Source organism: Agrobacterium sp. SORGH_AS_0440 (assembly GCF_031453135.1).
Classification (GTDB): Bacteria; Pseudomonadota; Alphaproteobacteria; order Rhizobiales; family Rhizobiaceae; genus Agrobacterium; species Agrobacterium pusense.
In genome coordinates, this window is sequence record NZ_JAVIYR010000001.1 from 1 (window position 1) to 17,913 (window position 17,913).

Annotated in this window: 22 protein-coding genes; 13 read left to right on the forward strand and 9 right to left on the reverse strand. The window is 54.8% G+C overall.

Annotated features, from left to right (window positions below; translation table 11 throughout):
* The first annotated feature begins 1,108 nt into the window (after nt 1-1,108).
* From QE453_RS00005 to purE, 4 genes are all read left to right on the forward strand, one after another.
* The gene (locus QE453_RS00005; protein ID WP_309776115.1) at nt 1,109-1,978 is read left to right on the forward strand and encodes a DMT family transporter; all 870 of its coding nucleotides are present in this window, start codon (nt 1,109-1,111) and stop codon (nt 1,976-1,978) included.
* A gap of 384 nt (nt 1,979-2,362) precedes the next feature.
* Nucleotides 2,363-3,379 carry a hypothetical protein gene (locus tag QE453_RS00010; RefSeq protein ID WP_244455395.1) on the forward strand — a complete coding sequence of 339 codons (1,017 nt, stop codon included), beginning with the start codon at nt 2,363-2,365 and terminating at the stop codon, nt 3,377-3,379.
* Nucleotides 3,380-3,403: 24 nt separating this feature from the next.
* Nucleotides 3,404-3,964: a phosphoribosyltransferase family protein gene (locus QE453_RS00015; RefSeq protein WP_244455394.1), complete on the forward strand. Its 561-nt coding sequence runs from the start codon at nt 3,404-3,406 to the stop codon at nt 3,962-3,964.
* 1 nt (nt 3,965) lies between these two features.
* A complete protein-coding gene (gene purE, locus QE453_RS00020; protein ID WP_309776117.1) occupies nt 3,966-4,442 on the forward strand; it encodes a 5-(carboxyamino)imidazole ribonucleotide mutase in 477 nt (158 codons plus the stop codon).
* Nucleotides 4,443-4,784: 342 nt separating this feature from the next.
* Here the strand turns inward: purE and tnpC are convergent, their stop codons facing one another.
* From tnpC to QE453_RS00045, 5 genes are all read right to left on the reverse strand, one after another.
* Nucleotides 4,785-6,374: an IS66 family transposase gene (tnpC, locus tag QE453_RS00025; RefSeq protein ID WP_309776119.1), complete on the reverse strand. Its 1,590-nt coding sequence runs from the start codon at nt 6,372-6,374 to the stop codon at nt 4,785-4,787.
* 73 nt (nt 6,375-6,447) lie between these two features.
* Nucleotides 6,448-6,792, reverse strand: a complete 345-nt coding sequence (gene tnpB / locus QE453_RS00030) for an IS66 family insertion sequence element accessory protein TnpB (RefSeq protein ID WP_309776121.1) — start codon at nt 6,790-6,792, stop codon at nt 6,448-6,450.
* The gene (locus tag QE453_RS00035; protein WP_309776123.1) at nt 6,789-7,175 is read right to left on the reverse strand and encodes a transposase; all 387 of its coding nucleotides are present in this window, start codon (nt 7,173-7,175) and stop codon (nt 6,789-6,791) included. Before QE453_RS00035 ends, tnpB begins: the two co-directional genes overlap by 4 nt.
* Nucleotides 7,176-7,456: 281 nt before the next feature.
* The gene (locus tag QE453_RS00040) at nt 7,457-7,819 is read right to left on the reverse strand and encodes a type II toxin-antitoxin system RelE/ParE family toxin (protein WP_244455392.1); all 363 of its coding nucleotides are present in this window, start codon (nt 7,817-7,819) and stop codon (nt 7,457-7,459) included.
* 2 nt (nt 7,820-7,821) lie between these two features.
* Complete coding sequence (locus tag QE453_RS00045; RefSeq protein ID WP_059756511.1) at nt 7,822-8,073, reverse strand: hypothetical protein; 252 nt, start codon at nt 8,071-8,073, stop codon at nt 7,822-7,824.
* 185 nt (nt 8,074-8,258) lie between these two features.
* Between QE453_RS00045 and QE453_RS00050 the strand changes: the two genes are divergently transcribed.
* Nucleotides 8,259-8,618, forward strand: coding sequence for a hypothetical protein (locus QE453_RS00050; RefSeq protein WP_244455390.1), 360 nt, complete (start codon nt 8,259-8,261; stop codon nt 8,616-8,618).
* A gap of 62 nt (nt 8,619-8,680) precedes the next feature.
* On the opposite strand, the gene QE453_RS00055 is transcribed toward QE453_RS00050, so the two are convergent.
* Together QE453_RS00055 and QE453_RS00060 are read right to left on the reverse strand one after the other, a co-directional pair.
* The gene (locus tag QE453_RS00055) at nt 8,681-9,595 is read right to left on the reverse strand and encodes an SRPBCC family protein (RefSeq protein WP_244455389.1); all 915 of its coding nucleotides are present in this window, start codon (nt 9,593-9,595) and stop codon (nt 8,681-8,683) included.
* Nucleotides 9,592-9,933, reverse strand: a complete 342-nt coding sequence (locus QE453_RS00060) for a helix-turn-helix transcriptional regulator (RefSeq protein ID WP_037092612.1) — start codon at nt 9,931-9,933, stop codon at nt 9,592-9,594. The genes QE453_RS00055 and QE453_RS00060 overlap by 4 nt, the downstream gene beginning before the upstream one ends.
* A gap of 187 nt (nt 9,934-10,120) precedes the next feature.
* On the opposite strand from QE453_RS00060, the gene QE453_RS00065 reads away from it, so the two are divergent.
* From QE453_RS00065 to QE453_RS00095, 7 genes are all read left to right on the forward strand, one after another.
* A complete protein-coding gene (locus QE453_RS00065) occupies nt 10,121-10,339 on the forward strand; it encodes a hypothetical protein (RefSeq protein WP_004444840.1) in 219 nt (72 codons plus the stop codon).
* Between the two features lie 46 nt (nt 10,340-10,385).
* Nucleotides 10,386-10,790, forward strand: coding sequence for a hypothetical protein (locus tag QE453_RS00070; RefSeq protein WP_004444843.1), 405 nt, complete (start codon nt 10,386-10,388; stop codon nt 10,788-10,790).
* Nucleotides 10,791-11,014: 224 nt separating this feature from the next.
* The gene (locus tag QE453_RS00075) at nt 11,015-13,018 is read left to right on the forward strand and encodes a hypothetical protein (RefSeq protein ID WP_309776126.1); all 2,004 of its coding nucleotides are present in this window, start codon (nt 11,015-11,017) and stop codon (nt 13,016-13,018) included.
* 180 nt (nt 13,019-13,198) lie between these two features.
* The gene (locus tag QE453_RS00080; protein ID WP_309776127.1) at nt 13,199-13,687 is read left to right on the forward strand and encodes a cupin; all 489 of its coding nucleotides are present in this window, start codon (nt 13,199-13,201) and stop codon (nt 13,685-13,687) included.
* Nucleotides 13,688-13,867: 180 nt separating this feature from the next.
* Nucleotides 13,868-14,305, forward strand: coding sequence for a curlin (locus QE453_RS00085; RefSeq protein WP_006700628.1), 438 nt, complete (start codon nt 13,868-13,870; stop codon nt 14,303-14,305).
* A 60-nt stretch (nt 14,306-14,365) separates the two neighbouring features.
* Nucleotides 14,366-14,764, forward strand: coding sequence for a curli-like amyloid fiber formation chaperone CsgH (gene csgH / locus QE453_RS00090; RefSeq protein WP_309776128.1), 399 nt, complete (start codon nt 14,366-14,368; stop codon nt 14,762-14,764).
* 168 nt (nt 14,765-14,932) lie between these two features.
* Nucleotides 14,933-15,346 carry a hypothetical protein gene (locus tag QE453_RS00095; protein WP_004444852.1) on the forward strand — a complete coding sequence of 138 codons (414 nt, stop codon included), beginning with the start codon at nt 14,933-14,935 and terminating at the stop codon, nt 15,344-15,346.
* Nucleotides 15,347-15,392: 46 nt separating this feature from the next.
* Here QE453_RS00095 and QE453_RS00100 read toward each other — a convergent pair whose 3' ends face one another.
* Nucleotides 15,393-16,379: a hypothetical protein gene (locus tag QE453_RS00100; protein ID WP_034496522.1), complete on the reverse strand. Its 987-nt coding sequence runs from the start codon at nt 16,377-16,379 to the stop codon at nt 15,393-15,395.
* Between the two features lie 246 nt (nt 16,380-16,625).
* Between QE453_RS00100 and QE453_RS00105 the strand changes: the two genes are divergently transcribed.
* Nucleotides 16,626-16,958 carry a tetratricopeptide repeat protein gene (locus QE453_RS00105; protein ID WP_034496524.1) on the forward strand — a complete coding sequence of 111 codons (333 nt, stop codon included), beginning with the start codon at nt 16,626-16,628 and terminating at the stop codon, nt 16,956-16,958.
* Between the two features lie 171 nt (nt 16,959-17,129).
* Here QE453_RS00105 and catB read toward each other — a convergent pair whose 3' ends face one another.
* On the reverse strand, nt 17,130-17,765 hold the full coding sequence (gene catB / locus QE453_RS00110; RefSeq protein WP_034496527.1) for a type B chloramphenicol O-acetyltransferase: 636 nt from the start codon (nt 17,763-17,765) through the stop codon (nt 17,130-17,132).
* Between the last annotated feature and the right edge of the window lie 148 nt (nt 17,766-17,913).

The window sequence follows — 17,913 nt, forward strand, 5'->3', positions numbered from 1 at the left end:
AACAATATCAAGATATTGTTATTATGATCGACCGCCGCCCAAACCTGAAATCGACTTCAATCAAATCTATCTCGGCTATATAGTTACCGCGCATAACAATCCTCCAGTCAAAATGGCAAAATCAACATAAAAATCATATATTTACGCACAATCGTCCAATTGCAGGCCGTAAAAGTCGATCTTATCAGCGGATTCCCGCCCGCCTTCAGTCGCGCATATATAATTCATCGCGATATATGTTTTATACGTTTACACGTCGATTGTTATATAAATATATGTTTACGGGAGCAGTCCAAATCGCATCTGGCCTACCCTACTCATATCCTTCACCGAATCCATATTCATCTTCTTCTGGTTATGTAAATATTGCTTCTTGAGCTGACAGTTTCGAAACTTTGCCCGTATAAAGAGATCGTGCCAGCTTTCTCCTCATCAATGCAGTATCCGCCCGAGCGGCAACGACGTACATCTCGTAGAGACCCATCAAACACACCTTTCCTGTCACGCGACGCGTTTGCGGCCGTGTTATGAGCTTCATCTCATTTTTCCATCAGCCTTTCAGCTTGATGGGCATTTCAACGGGGCACTAAAAATGCCGCCTATGGAAATAAATGACACTTATCAGTGCCCCGCTTCAGCGGTTTATACCCGCTAGAAAGACTATCCTCCAGCCAATGAGTTTCGGAGAAATAGAAAGGCCCACCACAAACCCATTCCCATCTCTCCTCTCGTCATTGCCGGAGGACTTTCCCTCTCAGACGCCGAAATATGAGAGTGACGTCTTCTCTCACAATCAGCGCCGGTTCCGCGAAAACCCGAAATTTTCAGGTTCAGCGAGGAACAGGCACAGTATAGTTCAAGCAAACAAGGTGTGGATGAACGGGGATAGAAAAACCGTAAAAATCGGCTCGTCTCCAATAAAACCCACCAAAAAATCTCAAACCACAATCAGATGGAGTAAAAATATCATAATATAATTATAAATGGAAAAATATTGTCATGAATATTTCATAAATATGTCATTGACCGTTATATACACAACTAATAGTAAGAAAAAAACAATTACAAAATTAAGAGTTTTAAATTATAACAATCTTATAGAGATTTTATGAATTTTTCATTTGCAATATTAATGCGAACAACATCTGTTATACTTCTTAGTTTTATGGGGTTTCTTGTCTATTCCGCATCAAAAAACGTAAATAGTTACGAAATATCTTTATGGCGAAGTTTATTTTCGCTCATACCGATTATTATCTATGGATTTGCTACTGGACAAATCAAAGCCATTCATCGCGAGAACATCCTGCCTCTTTTCGTCACGGGGACCATCGGTTTTTCAACAATGATCCTCAGCTTTAACGCCATATCCAACCTATCAAATTCCGGAGCAACGGCCCTTTCTTACTTGAGCCCAATATTTTCTTATCTAGCAGCAACAATTTATCTACATGAAAAGCCATCAAATACAGCTTTTATAGCAACGGCAGTCGGATTTGTTGGTGTGATATTATTCTTGTCTGACGATTTCTCTAATCCCCATGAACAAGGTAATATTTGGGTGGGGATACTTTGTGGAATAGGTTTATCGCTAGTTACTGCCATTATCAGAACGAAATCAAAACAGTTAGCCTCGTCTGTTTACCCAGCTGCCGTTCCGATCGCGTTCTCGATTGTAGGCGTGCTTCTAAGCCTCCCAAGCCTCCAGTTTTCTGAAGAAAGCCTTTCAACTCAAGGCTTGTGGTTGATGGTCGGTATTGGAGTTGTTGGAGGGCTTTCCCAAATCGCATCAATTGAGGCGATTAACCGCGCGCCAATCTCAATCCTTTCACCGTTCGAATACATAGGTTTACCTTCAGCCCTAATACTAGAATTAGTATATCTCAACAAAACCATCACAATAGAGAATGTTACTGGATCAATATTTATAATAATAACGGCTGCATTCGCTGCCAAAGCACTACGTACCCACAATTAATCCGGTGATTCATTATTTACACGGAAAAAGAGCAGTAGATGAATTTTACATTAGACGAATCTATAACAATCGACGGATATCCTCCCGGCACGATTGTTGGAATAGATCGATATAGATTAAAATCGTTGTCCGGATCAGCCTTTCGATGGACGAGTTTTACGCTAACGTCCGCAACACCTGCCCCATTTGATCGCTGGTGGCTTGTTAATTTACCCATCCTTGGACCTCATGCATTTTATCGCAATTCTTTTTATGACGCCTCGCTGCCGCTAATCCCGGAGCTCTCAGGGCTAGTAGAACTAGATAGCAGTGGCGACGCGATGCTCTCAGATTTCTCAGGCGCATTATTTACGCATTCCAAATGCATCGGAACTCTCTCAACATATGAAATTTTTCCAAACTGCGATGCAATTTGCTTCGAAGGAAAGAAACTTGATACATCAGGCTGATTATAAGCGGGTCGCCGCTCCCAAGTCCTCAACGATATTTGAAATTACCTCAGTAACACCAAAAAATATCGAGTACATTTCCGATACATTGAAGCGTTCGGGTCAAAGTGCGGACACTTATCAAGATTGCCCCATCTATTATCTTACGACTCTAAGAGAAGGGGGGTGGATGATCCGCGCTGATGACTCTGTCATTTTTGCTGGAATGCATCCTCATGATGATGATGTGGTACTACTCTTCCCTGAACGGTCGAAAGACAATGAGTTAAGTCTCACTCAGAATGTTCTGGCGCTACCGTTCCTCGGTAAGCGCAAAATTTCCTTTGCAAGGCGAAACGCCAGTGAAGCAGACAGAATTCAAGCCGTATGTAAATTTCCAATACGCGAGTATATCGACCCCCTAATGGATTGGGTTTATCCGATTCACATTCTAGACACTGAAAAAGTCGCGCGCATGCATGGCTCGCGGTTTATAAAAATAAGAAATAAGGTACGGCGCGCGCAAAGCATTGTCTCAGAAATCCGTCGCGTTGACGGGAATGCATCACAAATCCTACTGGATGCATTCGCCCTGTGGTTGGAACGAATGCGACGTCTTTCGGGAGACAGTCACGAAGGTGCTGCCCGATATTATGCGAGTGCAGTTAGCTTGTTGCAGCAGTCTCCCAGGTGCCTGAATGGACTATATGCGATCAGCGAGCACGGACAGATCGTAGGTGCGACCTTTTGGTCGGCAACTATTCAGAAAGTTGGGAATCTATATATCAATATTTGCGACCCATCGATTGTGGGTTTGTCCGATTTACTTCTTACAGAGGCATGCAAATTAGCTTTTTTAGATGGGGTAATCGCAATGAATCTTGGAGGTTCGGAGATTTCCACTTTGAACGACTTCAAAGAAAAATATGAGCCGAAGCTGAGCCTCCAGGTCTCATCATATCGGATTGCATAAAATCAAACAAAAGAGATAATAATCGTGAGCGATACAAAAAAAACACTAAATAAGTGCGAAGAAATTCTTTTGAAAAACGTCGTAATTATACCTGACTTTCCCGAAGCCGGCATCAGGTATCTAGAATTCTATAGGACATTCGACGACAAGCCCGATGTCCGAAGCGCGGTAGTCGCGAGCTTTGTCGAAAAATACAAAAAAGAGCGAATCGATGTGGTTGCAGCGATAGGAGGCGGTGGCTTCACGTTAGGCGGCTGCGTGGCACACGAACTGGGGTTGCGATTAGTCCCGATCAGGAAAGCGGGGGACACTGTGTATAACGCATATACCAGCGAAATCGGAATGGTTTACGCTACGAGGAAACTGTCCCTGTCAAAAGACGTCGACCTAAAAAACAAACGTGTTTTGCTAATTGATGACACGATTGCAAGTGGTGGTACTTTCTCAGGGGCGATCGATGTCCTTGAACAAGCTGGCGCTATTATTCATGAAATTGCGACTGTGTTTGAAACAACATCGAAGGGTGGGCGAAACCGGGTTGCGCCACATAAAGTGTTTTCATTAATCGCTCGAGAGGCGTTCTGAAATGACTACAGCAGATGTTGCAATAATTATGGGCAGCAGGTCCGATTGGCCAACCATGAAACTCGCTGCCGAGATACTAGAAAATCTCGGAGTCACTTATAAAGCATCTATCGTTTCTGCTCACAGAACACCCAATCGGTTAGTCGAATTTGCCAGTTCTGCAAAATCTGATGGCTTCAAAGTTATAATCGCAGGTACGGCTTACGCTGCTCATCTCCCTGGCATGACGGCATCCTTTACAGATTTGCCCGTAATCGGCGTGCCTATCGAATCGAAGCAGTTGAAGGGACTGGATTCGTTGCTTTCCATTGTACAGATGCCGAAAGGAATACCTGTTGCAACTTGCGCGATTGGAGAAGCAGGAGCAGTGAACGCCGGAATTCTTGCTGCGAAGATAATTGCACTCAGTAACGCCGAGGTAGAGTCCGCGATAACGCGGTATAGGAATGATCTTGAAGATAACGTACCTTTTCAGTAGATGATTAATTTAATACATACAGATCCTAATATTGATAAATACATACAACAACATTTATGATAAAATACAAATCGCCAATTGAGCGCATCCTTTACAATAAAGATGGATGAATCCATAAATATTTTCAAAAGAACATGTCAATGCGTCCATCATTATTATATATTTTATATCAGCAGCACCTTTCCAATGAATTTATTATGAGATTGGGTCGGCCTACAAAGATTTCAACGTGTTCTGTAGTCACATCAAAATCAACTGATACCGCACGCTCAAAAAGTCTCTGGAAACTGGAAATTAATTTGCAAAACAAGCGAAAATGCGTAAGCGGCAAGCTGAGGCCGTTCAGGCCTTGTAGCTCCACGGCATAAGGACATCGATTTCGCTACTAGGCCAGCCATTTGCGAGGCGCTCGAGTGTTTGCGTCAGCCAGGCCTGGGGATCGACAGAATTCATCTTTGCAGTCTGCAGCAGCGTCGCGATTGTCGCCCATGTCCTGCCGCCGCCATCGCTGCCGGCGAAGAGGCTGTTCTTTCTCGTAATTGTCTGGGGCCTGATTGCGCGCTCAACTATGTTGTTGTCGAGCTCGATGCGGCCGTCGGTGAGAAAGCGCTCGAAGATGGAGCGACGCGAGGTGGTATAGCGGATCGCCTCGGCCAGCTTCGACTTGCCGGAGATCCGCGGTAGCGTCTTCTGCCAGAGGGCGAAGAGCTCCGTGACAACCGCAGCAGATGTCGCCTGGCGCGCGGCGACACGGGCGTCAGGGCTTTGGCCGCGGGCCGTTTCTTCCACCTGCCAGAGCTTCGCCATCAGTTCCACCGTCTCGGTGGCGATCCTGGAGCTGTCTGAGGCGTGGAGCTCGTAGAACTTGCGCCTGCTATGGGACCAGCAGTAGGCCAGCATCACGCCGTCATTGCCTCCGTCAGATCTGGCAAGCTTGTTATAGGCACCATGTCCGTCAACCTGCAGAATACCGCGATAGCCACTCAGATGCCGGGCGACCCGATCGCCAGCACGGCTATCTTCGAAGCGATAGGCAACCATCGGCGGGCTACTGCCACCAAAGGGTCTGTCATCCCGGGCATAAGCCCATAGCCAGGCCGTCCTGGCCGATCCGGATCCGGGCGCGAGTGTCGGCAACGTTGTCTCGTCAGCGAAGATACGCTCAGCCTTCTTGATCTCGGCGAGGATGTAGTCGGCCAGGATATCAAGTTCAAAGCCGAGCTTGCCCATCCATTGAGCCATCAGCTTCCGGTCAAGCTCGACCTTGTCGCGGGCATAGATTGCCTCCTGCCGATAGAGCGGAAGGCCATCGGCATACTTCGAGACCGCGATCTGGGCGAGAAGCGCTTCCGTCGGAATGCCGCCCTCGATGATGTGCGCGGGTGCGGCTGCCTGAATGACACCGTCTTCATCTTTGAAGGCATACTTCGGTCGGCGGGTGACGATGACGCGGAACTTCGCCGGCACGACGTCCAGTCGCTCCGAGACGTCTTCTCCGATCAGCACCTTCTGTTTGCCGATGTGTTCGGGCAGTTCATCCGGCTCGATCACCACTTCGACCCGCTCCAGATGAGGAGCAAAGCCCTTGCGCGGTCGCGGCGGACGCTTTTCGGTATGGGCGGCACCCTTGTTCACCTTGGCTCGGATCGCCGCGATGCCGGTCTCGATTTCCTCGAAGACAAAGGCCTGCTGCTCATCATCGATGCCTGGAGAGCCGAGCTTTTCCGATCGCCGGCCAAAGCGGGCACGATCGAAGGCTTTCAGGATCTGGGTCAGTCGTTCGATGCGTTCATCAGCATCGGCGTTTCTGGCTTTCAGGTCTGCGACCTCGCTCTCAAGAGCATCGGTGCGCGCGGCCTTCTCGGCCATGGCAAGAACCATGGCTTTCAGGGTATCTACATCATCCGGGAGCTGCAGATCGGGCGGCGTCATGACGTCTACCAGAGCATATTTTGCTCCGGTTTGCCTGCCCTTTCAGGCGGGTGATTCACTTTGCCGCAGGCATTTACCCAACAATCTCCGGCGGCTTCACCGCCACCGAGCGCACCCGTTTCCAGTCCATGCCGTCAACGAGCGCCATGAGCTGGGCATGGTTGAGCTGGACTCGGTTGTGGCCTATCCGCGGCCAGCAGAACTGCGCCTTCTCCAACCGCTTCGAGTAGAGGCAGACCCCGGATCCATCCCACCAGACGATCTTGATCCGGTCGGCCCGTTTGGCCCGGAAGACATAAAGCGAGCCGTTGAACGGATCACTGCCAGCATCGCGCACCAGCGACAGCAGGCTGTCCGGCCCTTTGCGGAAGTCGATGGGATGGCTGGCGAGGAAGACCTTTACACCTGCGGGGATCATGCTGAGCGAACCGCTCGGATGACACGCTGCAGATGCACTTCTTCGACATGCCGGCCGGCCCGCACGACGATACCGTCAATGACGATTTCGACGACGGGGTCGGGGTCAGGTGCGACGCTCTGCGGATCAACTGCCGCTGGTGCTTGTCCAGGCTCATCACTGCCCAACAATTCTCTACGCCAGCGGTAGAGTTGAGACGGCAAGATCCCGATCTGCCGCGCCACTGCCGACATGTTCACACCGGGCTGACAAGCCTGCTCAACCGCTGTGGCCTTGAATTCGTCGGACCAGAACCGTCGCAACTGTCGCGGCGACCCGTCAAGACGATCGGGCACCGCCTCGATCATTCGCATCAACCCAAGGCTAGCCGCAGGTCTAGACATAGATCCTCACATTCAGAGAACTCCTACGCCCGAAATACCCTACTCAGCATCAGCCGCGCCAGATGGGGTTTCCTTGCCGCTTACGAAAATGCGAAACCGAGTCCACGTAAGTTCAAAATGCTCAAGCTAATGGCATCCAACTGGAACACCCAGTTTGACTGTTTGCGCATCTGTTGAAATATTCTGAAAAGTGTACGGGAGAGGTAGCTAGAATCCAAAAAAACGCCGGAGCATGGCTCTGGCGTTTTATTTTTGAGGCCACCGGCCCCTTCCCACCCGCTCTAACCAGTTTGGATAATGCCTTTGGCATCTAGCGCCGTAAGATCTTCTCTCAAGCGTACCGCCATATCCATCCGTTCATGCAGGATACTCATCACACCCAGGTCGCCGTTATCAAGCTTTCGAAAAAACAAGTAATGGTGTTGATACCGGCTGAAATAAGCCTCACTCTTGAGGTCACCGGGGACGGCAAGTCTTTGGGGCAGACGCCGCCAAAGCAGGTGGTTGTCGCAGAGGCGCTGCAAATGCGCGTGCAGACCACGTATATAGGTCTCGGCCTGCACTTCGCCCCAGACATCCACGGTATCGCGCCAGATTTTATCCTGTGCGGCATCGGCAGGCGCATAAAAGCGATAAGCAGCCATAACTAACGGCGCTTGTTTCGGCCGATTACATCATCAGCAGAGACAGCTACAAACTCGCTGTCATCCGCGCGCATGGCAGGAGACAGTTCCTTTTGCAAGGCATCCCATGCCTCGTCGCGGGTTTGCAGGTCACGCCGAATAAGCGCTCGAATATATTCGCTCGCATTCTCATAAAGACCGTCATCACCAATCTGCTGCTGGATATGGTCTTGCAATGCTCCGCTGACTTTGACGTGAATGCTTCCTGACGCCATGGCGTTTTCCTTTTGGTCTCCTCAACTATGGAAAGCGTAGCATATATTGTCAATATTCATCACAGCAAACGCGCGCCCCTTAGCCGGCCATGAGAGCCACGGTAATTAAATTGCTATATCGTTTACTTTGCCAATGGGGCGAAATATTTCCAGTATAACGCGAAAACACGAATGAGGATCAAGACTTGAAAGTCATCACAGGAAGCGGATTTGCTGCCGCCCTGCTTTTCTCAGGCTCCGCTGCCCTTACCGCGCCGACATATCTTTGCTGTGAATTCGCAACTTCGAAGGGAACTTCTCAGGTGTTCAACTTCGCTCTCGACGAAGCCGCCGGGACATTTGGAGTTTACGCCCCGGCTTCTGGAAGCCAGAGAAGGGAGAAAGGCACCTTTACCGATGGTAAAGCGAGCCTGAATGAAGGCTCGGTGGCATGGGAGATAGACATCGCCAAGGGTTCGGTCATCCGCGATAAGCGCATGGTTGGCGAGAAGGATGGCGGGACCTGCAAGACGATCTCGCACGCGCAGAGCGGCTTTGAAGATTAATGCCGGTCTGGACAGGAGCCAGGATCGAGACCTCTGCACATAGTGCTGACGGCGCGGCGCATCTATAGCGCGTTGGCGAAGCGCTCCAATTTGCCCAGCGTTTGCTGCCCCAGCTCCACGGCGCCGAAACCCTTCGCTTGCTGGAACTCGGCTTCCGTGCTGAACACCATGCCCAGCACAACTTTCGTCGCGCCATCCTGATCTTCGAAGGAGGCCCAGGCGTCGGCATGTTTCGGCCCGTTTTCGCCCCATAGCAGCGTATAGGCGATCCTCTCTTCGGGCCGGACCTCGACATAACGATGATGGTTCGGGAAGACTGTGCTGTCAGGGCCGATCATGTCAAAGACCCATTCACCGCCGGTCCGCAGGTCAATCCTCTTCGTGCGGCAGGAGAAGCCTTCAGGGCCCCACCATTGCGGCAGCGTCTTTTCGTTCATCCAGGCTTTCCAGACAATGTTTCGCGGCACCTTTATCGTTCGCTCCAGCACCATGGTTCGCCCGGCCACGCTGGCCAGATTGTTGAGACCGGCGCTGAAACCCTGCTGATAGCCATCGCGCATATCCTCGGCCAGCGAGGAAAGCTGCACCGTTACGGTCAAGCGGCTACGCTCGTCCGCCTGAAAATCGGCAGTCACCAGCGCTGCCGACTGGGTTATGCCGCCGGATGAGACCACCTCGTAATTCACGCTGCGGCGGCTTGGCTGAAGCTCCAGCCAGCCGCATTCACAGCGAATATCCGGCTGGCCGGCGGCCTTGCAGAGCGACACTTCGCGACCGCCCAGCCTGCTGTCCGCCTCCAGGAATTCCACTGTCACCGAGGGTGAGGGAGAGGCCCACACCGCCCGGGCGGCGGGTGACAGCCAGACCTGCCACAGAGCCGAAAGCGGAACGGCAATTTCCCGTTCGAAACTGAGCGTTGCAAAACGGTCTTGTGGCGGTTCAGCGTGTGCGCTTTGTTGACCGGGTTTCGTTGTCATTGTTCCTCCTCCTTCATGGCGTGAACTGCAAATGCCTCCAGCCGGTCAAGCCGGCTCTCCCACATGGCCCGTTGCTCATCGAGCCAAGTTCTCACCGGCTCCAGCGCTTCAGGTACTATTGCGCAGGTGCGCACGCGCCCATCCTTGGATGTGGCGATGAGCCCCGCCTCCTCAAGCACGGCGAGGTGGCGCATGACCGTGGGCAAGCGCAGACCCGTGGGAGCGGACAATGCGGTAACCTGCGCCGGCCCGCTGCCGAGGCGAGCGAGAATTGCCCGCCGTGTGGGATCGGCAAGGGCCTGAAAGATGAGTGAAAGCTCTGGATGATGCTTAGCCATATCGCTAACTATCATGTTCCATCATCGCGGCACAAGCGAAAACTTAGTCGATCAGCTAAGTTTATCATCCGGCAAATCCGGATCGGGAAGTGAAACAAGCCATCGAGAGTTGCAAAAAAGCAATTGACTCCCGCCGCCCGGTGGGTGAGCTTCGGCGGGAAAAAAGACGGGGAAAAATCAAATCATCATGTCGCCAGAACGCTTTAACCAATGCCTGCGGGTCATTCGCTGGACGCCGATCAACATCGCCTCCGCGCTGCAATGCGAACTCTCCTGGATCGAGGCGCTTGAGGCGGGCAATGAAGAGGTTCCCGAAGGGCTGGCCACATGGCTCGAAACGCTCGCGCAGGCCCATGAGGCTCTGCCGCCGCCTTCCACCTACAGAGGCAAACGGTCAACCTTCTGACGCGGCCGATTGTCGTCAGCCTTCACCAACGATTGGATTGTTCGAAATGAAATACCTCATAGCGGCTCTTGGCCTGATCACCTTCTCGAGCCCTGTTTTCGCGGCCTCCTGCGAGAAGAACTTCACCGTCTCCGGCGTGCCGATGGTGACGGCTGTTTCCTACAAGTCCTGGCAGGAGCTGCCGAAGGCGAAGGCGCCAGCCGTGCTTCAGAAGCTCGCCCAGGCCGTGGCGGCGGAAGGTTTTTCGGGCATCCAGATCAACAAGGCGCTGTCGTCCATCGATGCGCACCAGGAGACCAGCGGCAGCGGCAGAATTCAGACGCTGCGGGTGGTGGCCCGGCAAAAGGGTGCGGCTGTGCGGATCGACGCCGTCTTCAACATTCAGGCAGGACAGATCGCGGACAAGAACGTGATCCGCGAGGGTATCTGCAATATCATCAATGGCGCGTGACGCGGCGGATTCCAAGCCCTGCCCACCCAAAGCTTATTGCCGGTGAGGCCGCGTCTGCCCCTTCGCCCGACGCTTGCGCTGGCGCCGCACCTGTGGTGGCCGGCATGGCGTTGACGGTCTGGATGTAGCGCGGCCTTCACGGGCGTCGATCAGCTCTTGCTAAGCAACTTTTGCGTGCTTAAAAGGCGCGCAATATGATCAGTATGTGAGAGAGGACCAACGTCGTGGAACAGGAAAACAGCCATACCGGCAAGGGTCGGCGCAGGGCGCTATGGGCGGCGGTGGCAATTGTCGCCGTTGCGGCCGCAGGTGTCATCGGCGGCAAGACCTTCTACGAGGCGAAGGTGAAAGAACTGGTTGCGCGCACCGGCGCGACTGCCGGTTCCGTGGAAGTCGATTTCCTCGGGAAAATTCATGTTCGCGATCTGACGCTGCCGCTCGAAGATGGCAGAAACCTTCGCATTGCCTCTATTGACGGTCGTCCGAAGCTGCCCTTTCTGGATGGCGCGCTGGACATGAGCAACATCGACGTGGATGTGCCCACCGGCAAGCTTTCCATGGCGCATGCCCGCATCGAGAATGCGGCGTTCGAGAAGTCCGCACAGGCGGAAGGAAACGGCGGCTCCCTGCCCCGCCGCATCGAGCGCTTCGCAGCGACGCGCATCTCCACGCCCGAGCTGACGTTGAGCCAGTCGGTCGCGACCACCGAGCAGAAGACGGTTTACAACAACCTGGTCCTCTCCGAGATCGCCGGTGGCCGTATCGCCCGGTATTCGATCGACAAGGGCAGCTACGACATCAAGATGCAGCTTCCCGACAGCGACGGCGCGATTGAGGACAAGCATGTGGCGGTGTCGACCGGCGTGATCGCTGGTCAGGACATCGACGTCGCTTATCTCGCGCGGCTCTATACGGAAAAGGCCGGCCCTGACGACAAGGAGGCAAAACCTCTCTATGGGCCGCTTTCCGTCAAGACGGTTTCATTTTCCGATGGCGATGGCCGTTTCAGCTATGACGAGATCCGCAGCGATGGCTTTACTGCCCGCATGCCATCCGAACCGCTGCTGGACACCCTGAAGGCACTGACGGTCACCAAGGATCCCGACCAGCTTCCGCCGGAGGAACGCCAGGCGCTTTTTGCCAAGGTCGTGTCCATCCTCGACATGATCGGCAGGAGCAACATGCAGCTTATCGGCTTCAAGGCCGACGCACCTGATGAAAAAGAGGGAGCGGCCGGCAAAAGGGTCAAGGCCGCCATCGACCGCATCGACATGCAGATGGACAGCCGCAAGCTCGACTTCGGCCTGAACGGTCTGTCGATCGGTGACGGCGACGGCAAAATCGAAGTGGCGGAAGCAAGCCTCAAGGGTTTCGACTGGAGTTCGACGATCGAGGGTATCTCCCAGATTATCGCGCTCGATGAAACCGAGATCGAGACCTTTCAGTTCAATCGCCTGATACCGGAACTTGGCCGGGTGCGCGTCGGCGGCATCAACGTCGATATTGCCGCGCCGAAAGAGCCGGAGGAAGAAGCGGCCGGAACGCCGGAACGCATCAGGTTCACGCTCAAGAATTTCGAGATGGGGCTGACCAAGCCCTTCAACGGCATTCCGACCGATATAGAGATCAGGCAGGACGACCTCACACTTCCGATCCCGGCAGACGCGACGGAGGACGTTTTCGTGGAGGCCCGCAAGCTGGGTCTCGAGACGCTGGCTTTCTCCTATGGCCTTTCCGCAGGCTGGGACGAGCCGAACAGCAATCTGGTGATCCGCGACATCTCGCTCAGCAGCAGGGATTTCGGCAGCGTCAATCTTGCCGGACTGGTCAGCGGCTTTACGGAGGAGTTCTTCTCCTTCGACGTCAATCGCGCGCAGGCGGCGCTTTTCGGGCTTGCCGGCCGTGAGGTGAAGCTCACCGTCAAGGACGAAGGCTTGATGGCCAAGGCGATCAAACTCTATGCCCTGCAGAACGACATGACCGAGGATCAGGTGCGCGGCACGCTGACGCTGGTGGCGAGTGTGATGCTGCAGCAGGTGGCGGCGGAGCAGCCGAAGCTGCAAGGCGCGGTGGAGGCGCTGGTGCGCTTCATCAGCACGCCCGGAACCCTGACTGTCACAGTCAAATCCACGGGCGTCAATGGCCTCGGGGTCTTCGACCTGGTTGCGGCTTCCGACAATCCGATGGGCCTTCTCGACAAGGTCGATATTCAGGCGACAGCCGAGTAAGCCAGCCAGAAAACGTCTCAAGCCCGGTTCGCCGGGCTTGAGACCGCCGCAACCGCGTTTTCGTCAAGACATTGCGGAACTGCCCGCTCTCCGGAGTGATTATGACCTGGGCGGCTGAAATGCGCCGCCAGATTTCGGTCCGCATTGTTCGCGGTAGAAACGGTCATGAGGAGCATCGCCATGAAAACCGAGCAACTGACCTTCGGCCCCAGCGGACAGGTCCCCAATAACCAGACCTTTCCCGTGATCATTTACCGCAATGTCGGCGCGGACTTTCATTCCGCGGATTTCGAAGCGACATTTTCCCGCAACGGATGGAGCGGCATCTGGCGCAACGGCGTTTTCGACTACCACCATTACCACACCGGGGCACACGAAGTTCTGGGTGTCGGACGTGGCGAAGCGACCTTGCAGATCGGCGGGCCTGAGGGGCAAGTTCTCGATGTTGCCCGCGGTGACTGCCTGATCCTGCCCGCCGGGACAGGCCATATGAAACTGGACTCCTCCCCGGATTTTCAAGTGGTGGGCGCTTATCCGCCCGGGCAGGAAGCCGATATTCAAACATCTCCCGCCAGCGCTGACATGCTTGAGCGTATCAAATCCCTGCCGAAGCCGCAGACCGATCCTGTGCACGGAGCTTTGGGCGGCCTGACAGATATATGGCGCTGAAGAGGCGTTTCCGGTTCCGGCAGGATACCGCAGGAACGTGGAGGCTGGCTTCAGCGATGCCGGCGCCTATTGGCTTCGGCCAATGAACCACGACTGAATGACGCCTTCAGCCTCCGTTCCGGTGGAACGTTCTAAAACAGGGACGTTCAACCGCGGTCCATCCGCCTGAGGAGACACGTCATGATCCGGAAGTCTTTCATTGCAAGTGCACTCGTCGCTCTCGTCGGCCTCGCTGCCGCGGCACCCGCCATGGCTAATGATGTGCGCATCGAACAATATGGCTGGTCCAATTCTGCCGGCGGTGCACAGGAGGGTTACGGCAACCGGATCCGCACGTACCAGAACGGCGGCTACAACCGGATTGTCGGTCATCAATATGGCCGGCATAACCTCTCGGCTGTCGGCCAGGAGGGGCACGACAATTACGGCTCCACCTATCAGAACGGCAGCCGCAACGTGGCCGGCATCGGCCAGTTCGGTTCCAACCACACCACCATCCTCACGCAGGACGGCAACGGCAACATCGCGGCCGGTGTCCAGGTAGGTCGCGGATGCAGCGCCAATGTGAGCCAGGGCGGCAACGACAATGTCGCCGCCTTCGTGCAAGCCTGCCCTTGACCGGCCGCACGACGTGTAACCGGTCGCGCTCGAAACATCAGATCATCCGGGAGACCAGCCATGCCCCACAGCATCAGTCATAAGCGCCGCCTGGCGGCGATCCTTGTGCTGGCACTGCTTCCCGCCGGCACCGTTGCGGCCATATCGACCGCACGGGAGTCGACGGCTGGAAACGTCTGCGAGATCAGGGCAACGTCGCAGGCGGACATGGTGAAGCTGGAGGCCTTTGCCGGAGCCGATGTCACTGCCGGCGGGACCTACGGGTTTCACGTCGAAAAATCGGGAAGCGGCGGACATTCGGTGATCAATCAGGGCGGCGACTTTGATGCCGCAGCCGGACGTCCGCAATTGCTCAGCGCGGTAACGCTCGATGCGAAGGGAGCCCGCTATAAGGCGGTGCTCGATATGGTTATCGATGGCCGGAGCTTCAGCTGCACAAAGCAGGTTGATGGCGACTAAGCCAAGACATGCCCGTAAATTATCCCCGTGAAGGGCGCCGCTTCAGGCGCCCTTTTCTTTGGATCCTGCCAAGCGACTGAACGACGTGTGAACGGGCAGTTCCGATCAGGTTCAGTTGCGAAATGCGATTATCGATCATCGGCAAGGCGCTGACGGATGGAGATCAGAATGACGCGCAACATATTGAAACTCATGACTGTTACCATGCTCGTCGGGGGCCTCGCACCTCTTGGTTCTCCGGCACCGGCCCACGCCGGCGGTCGCATCTCCTTCGATCTCGCACCCGGCAATGCCGCCGATGGCGACCTGCTTTCGACGGGCCTCCGCGCCTATTCGCTCTACCGCGGCCTGAAGGATGCCGACATCCGCCAGCTCGGCCGCGGCAACGCCGCCGGCATTGCCCAGAACGGCGGCGGCAATCTCGGCTTTATCCGGCAACGGGGCGTAGGCCACTCCGCGACGTTGCAGCAGAACGGCAACAACAATGCCTATGGCATTTTTCAGTACGGCCGCAACACGGATACCAACGTCGTGCAGGACGGCAATAACGGCAGCGGCCTGACCTTCAGCTACGGCTGGTAGGGCAAGGCGGGACAGTCAGTCGTCCCTGCAGGTCTTCGCCACAGACTCAATTCGCAAGAACCTCGCCATCCCTGCTCTGAACGATATCCGGCGATGGAACCGGCGGAGCACCGGTATCGGGCAGAGGCGGAATTATCAGCCATGCGTCTGGGTAGTCATTGCGAAGATTGCGGGGATTATAACGAATATTGGTTCCAGCGGCATGGTGAAGCGTTCCAAGAGCGGCATCCTTTGACAGAGTGCCTCTGCTGATTTCGTGGAGCTTTCGCTCGCTGTTCAGGGCAAGCGTTACCTCTGAGAGATCGAAATCATCGATGTGAATGGTCTGCCCAGTCGGTATATCGAGAACCCATCTGTCGGAATCGACAAAGCCATCGGTGTAAACATTGCCGGTGGAGGCCCGCAGGGAGGTGCCTTTCGGCAGGCTGATACCGTCAACGACATTGCCATCGGCGAGAATGCATTTGCTGAAGGCAGAGATGCTGCCATCAGCCATGAGATCGAACTCCACCGGCTGCGTTGCATCACAACGCCAGTCGCTCTGCGTGGTCACGCCAATACCGGTTATCCGCATGTCGCCTGGGGTGAAGCCGATCGTTTCGTAGTTCTCACTGGTTTTTATCGCGATATAACGGGCGATCTCAACGGCATCGATATCCGCGATCCGCACCGGATGCGGAAACACGGCCCTATCGAAGGCCTCCTTGTTGTCGGCAATGGCGAGTTCGAGCTTCGTACCCTTGGGCATATCTATCCCGCCCAGACGCGCGGGCTCCAGAAGTTCCGGCTGATAACGTATTGCTCTCTCCCTGTCGTAAGCGCCCATCTCCAGATAAAACTCAACGAACCGAAAAAGCGTGAAAAGCGAAACCGCGGTCACCAGCCCGTAAGGCAGGATCATCGGGCGCTTCCAGCGCCCGCCCATGTATCGAACCAACAGCCATAGTGACCAGACGCCCCACACAAGGGTCGTGATGAGAAAGAAGGCAAGGAGAAGCAACGCTTCGACGGAGGGCAATGCGACGGGGATCATGCAAACCCATAATTCTGGGGGAATCGTGTCCATCCTAAGGGACATCCGTGCTTTAACCCACAGGCTGTGGTCGTTTCAACTCGGCGATGGCGAGAGATGCGACGTAACCTGACGGAGAGCGCGCGTCGTCATTGGACGCGTTCGCATGAGGGCCCATGCAGGAAGAGCGCGCCAAATACCGCTTGACCTCAACTGCGCTTGAGATCGTACCGATACATGGTGTTTCACCATTGCTCCGGGACAACAATGATAACAAAACTCATGAAGATGCTGGAAGACGGGAGGGACAGTCCCCTTCTGCGCTTTTCAATCGCGAAGGCTCTGGCGGCAGCGGGGCAGTTCGAAAATGCCGCGCATCACCTGCAGGAGGCTATCCGGCAGGATCCCGACTATTCGGCGGTATGGGCAGAACTCGGCGAATGCCGTGCACGGTTGGGAGACAATGACGGCGCCATTACGGCGTGGGTCGAAGGGATGTCGGTCGCCGTTAGGCGAGGCGACATTCAGGCGAGGAGACAGATGGAAGTCCGGCTCCGGCGTCTGCGATCACGCACCGCGCGACCTCATTCGGCGGCTTGATCACTATGAAATCCGCCGTGATGTCTCCACAGGATGGATTTTCAGGATGATACGGCTGTCTTGGTCGTTCATCCGTGGCTGACTATACCGCTTACTGACGGCGACGCTGACCCACATGTCCAGCCCTCGGAAAGGCTCGGCCCGCCTCGATGAGACGGGCCGGCCGTTTGTTTACGGCTGGGAGCTATCCGACCGCCAGAACCGGTAAAGCTCCGCAACATTGCCGCTCGTCATGAGCGGCATCGCGGCTTTCAGCCGGTCCGCCGGCCAATCCCACCACTTCATCTCCAGAAGCAGCTCGATCGAGTCGTCGTCGAACCGCTTGCGGATCGTTTTCGCGGGATTGCCACCGACGATAGCGTAAGGTTCGACATCTTTTGTCACCAGCGCACGCGTTCCAATCACGGCGCCGTCGCCTATGGTAATACCGGGCATGATAACAGCTTCCGAGCCTATCCAGACATCATTGCCGATGACAGTGTCGCCGGACGGCAGATAGCCGTTTGCGGCATTCTCGAATTCCGGCACTTCGGGCATGAAGAAGAAGGGAAAGGTGCTGATCCACTCATTGCGATGGCCCTGATTGCCCGCCATGATGAAGGCTGCGCCCGAACCTATCGAGCAGAAGCTCCCCACCACCAGCCTGTCCGCGCCCTCATCCGGCAACAGATAACGGGCACAATCTTCAAAGCTGTGGCCGTGATAATAGCCGGAATAATAGCTGTATTTTCCGACCAGGAGGTTTGGGTTCTTTACCTGCTTGTCGAGCGTGATGCCCCGGAACGGGCTTTCGAAATAGTTTTCCATTGAGTAATCTCACTGCATGTCTTCGCTTTCGCTTGCCTTCCGGCAAGCCGACACCAGGCGAAAAGCCGGCTGGCTTCTCGTCCGATGCTCCTCGCGCTGCGGCGGGAGCTAGATGCAGGTGGTACTCGATGCTTTGATCATGGCCCCC

Bases quoted from the DNA above. Each gene is read 5' to 3' on its own strand.
- catB (WP_034496527.1), bottom strand. From the start codon at position 17,765: ATGGAAAACTATTTCGAAAGCCCGTTCCGGGGCATCACGCTCGACAAG.
- QE453_RS00010 (WP_244455395.1), top strand. From the start codon at position 2,363: ATGAAATTTTTCCAAACTGCGATGCAATTTGCTTCGAAGGAAAGAAAC.
- QE453_RS00105 (WP_034496524.1), top strand. From the start codon at position 16,626: ATGATAACAAAACTCATGAAGATGCTGGAAGACGGGAGGGACAGTCCC.
- csgH (WP_309776128.1), top strand. From the start codon at position 14,366: ATGCCCCACAGCATCAGTCATAAGCGCCGCCTGGCGGCGATCCTTGTG.
- QE453_RS00040 (WP_244455392.1), bottom strand. From the start codon at position 7,819: ATGGCTGCTTATCGCTTTTATGCGCCTGCCGATGCCGCACAGGATAAA.
- tnpC (WP_309776119.1), bottom strand. From the start codon at position 6,374: ATGACGCCGCCCGATCTGCAGCTCCCGGATGATGTAGATACCCTGAAA.
- QE453_RS00095 (WP_004444852.1), top strand. From the start codon at position 14,933: ATGACGCGCAACATATTGAAACTCATGACTGTTACCATGCTCGTCGGG.
- QE453_RS00045 (WP_059756511.1), bottom strand. From the start codon at position 8,073: ATGGCGTCAGGAAGCATTCACGTCAAAGTCAGCGGAGCATTGCAAGAC.
- QE453_RS00070 (WP_004444843.1), top strand. From the start codon at position 10,386: ATGAAATACCTCATAGCGGCTCTTGGCCTGATCACCTTCTCGAGCCCT.
- QE453_RS00055 (WP_244455389.1), bottom strand. From the start codon at position 9,595: ATGACAACGAAACCCGGTCAACAAAGCGCACACGCTGAACCGCCACAA.
- QE453_RS00035 (WP_309776123.1), bottom strand. From the start codon at position 7,175: ATGTCTAGACCTGCGGCTAGCCTTGGGTTGATGCGAATGATCGAGGCG.
- QE453_RS00060 (WP_037092612.1), bottom strand. From the start codon at position 9,933: ATGGCTAAGCATCATCCAGAGCTTTCACTCATCTTTCAGGCCCTTGCC.
- QE453_RS00005 (WP_309776115.1), top strand. From the start codon at position 1,109: ATGAATTTTTCATTTGCAATATTAATGCGAACAACATCTGTTATACTT.
- purE (WP_309776117.1), top strand. From the start codon at position 3,966: ATGACTACAGCAGATGTTGCAATAATTATGGGCAGCAGGTCCGATTGG.
- QE453_RS00065 (WP_004444840.1), top strand. From the start codon at position 10,121: ATGTCGCCAGAACGCTTTAACCAATGCCTGCGGGTCATTCGCTGGACG.
- tnpB (WP_309776121.1), bottom strand. From the start codon at position 6,792: ATGATCCCCGCAGGTGTAAAGGTCTTCCTCGCCAGCCATCCCATCGAC.
- QE453_RS00080 (WP_309776127.1), top strand. From the start codon at position 13,199: ATGAAAACCGAGCAACTGACCTTCGGCCCCAGCGGACAGGTCCCCAAT.
- QE453_RS00085 (WP_006700628.1), top strand. From the start codon at position 13,868: ATGATCCGGAAGTCTTTCATTGCAAGTGCACTCGTCGCTCTCGTCGGC.
- QE453_RS00100 (WP_034496522.1), bottom strand. From the start codon at position 16,379: ATGATCCCCGTCGCATTGCCCTCCGTCGAAGCGTTGCTTCTCCTTGCC.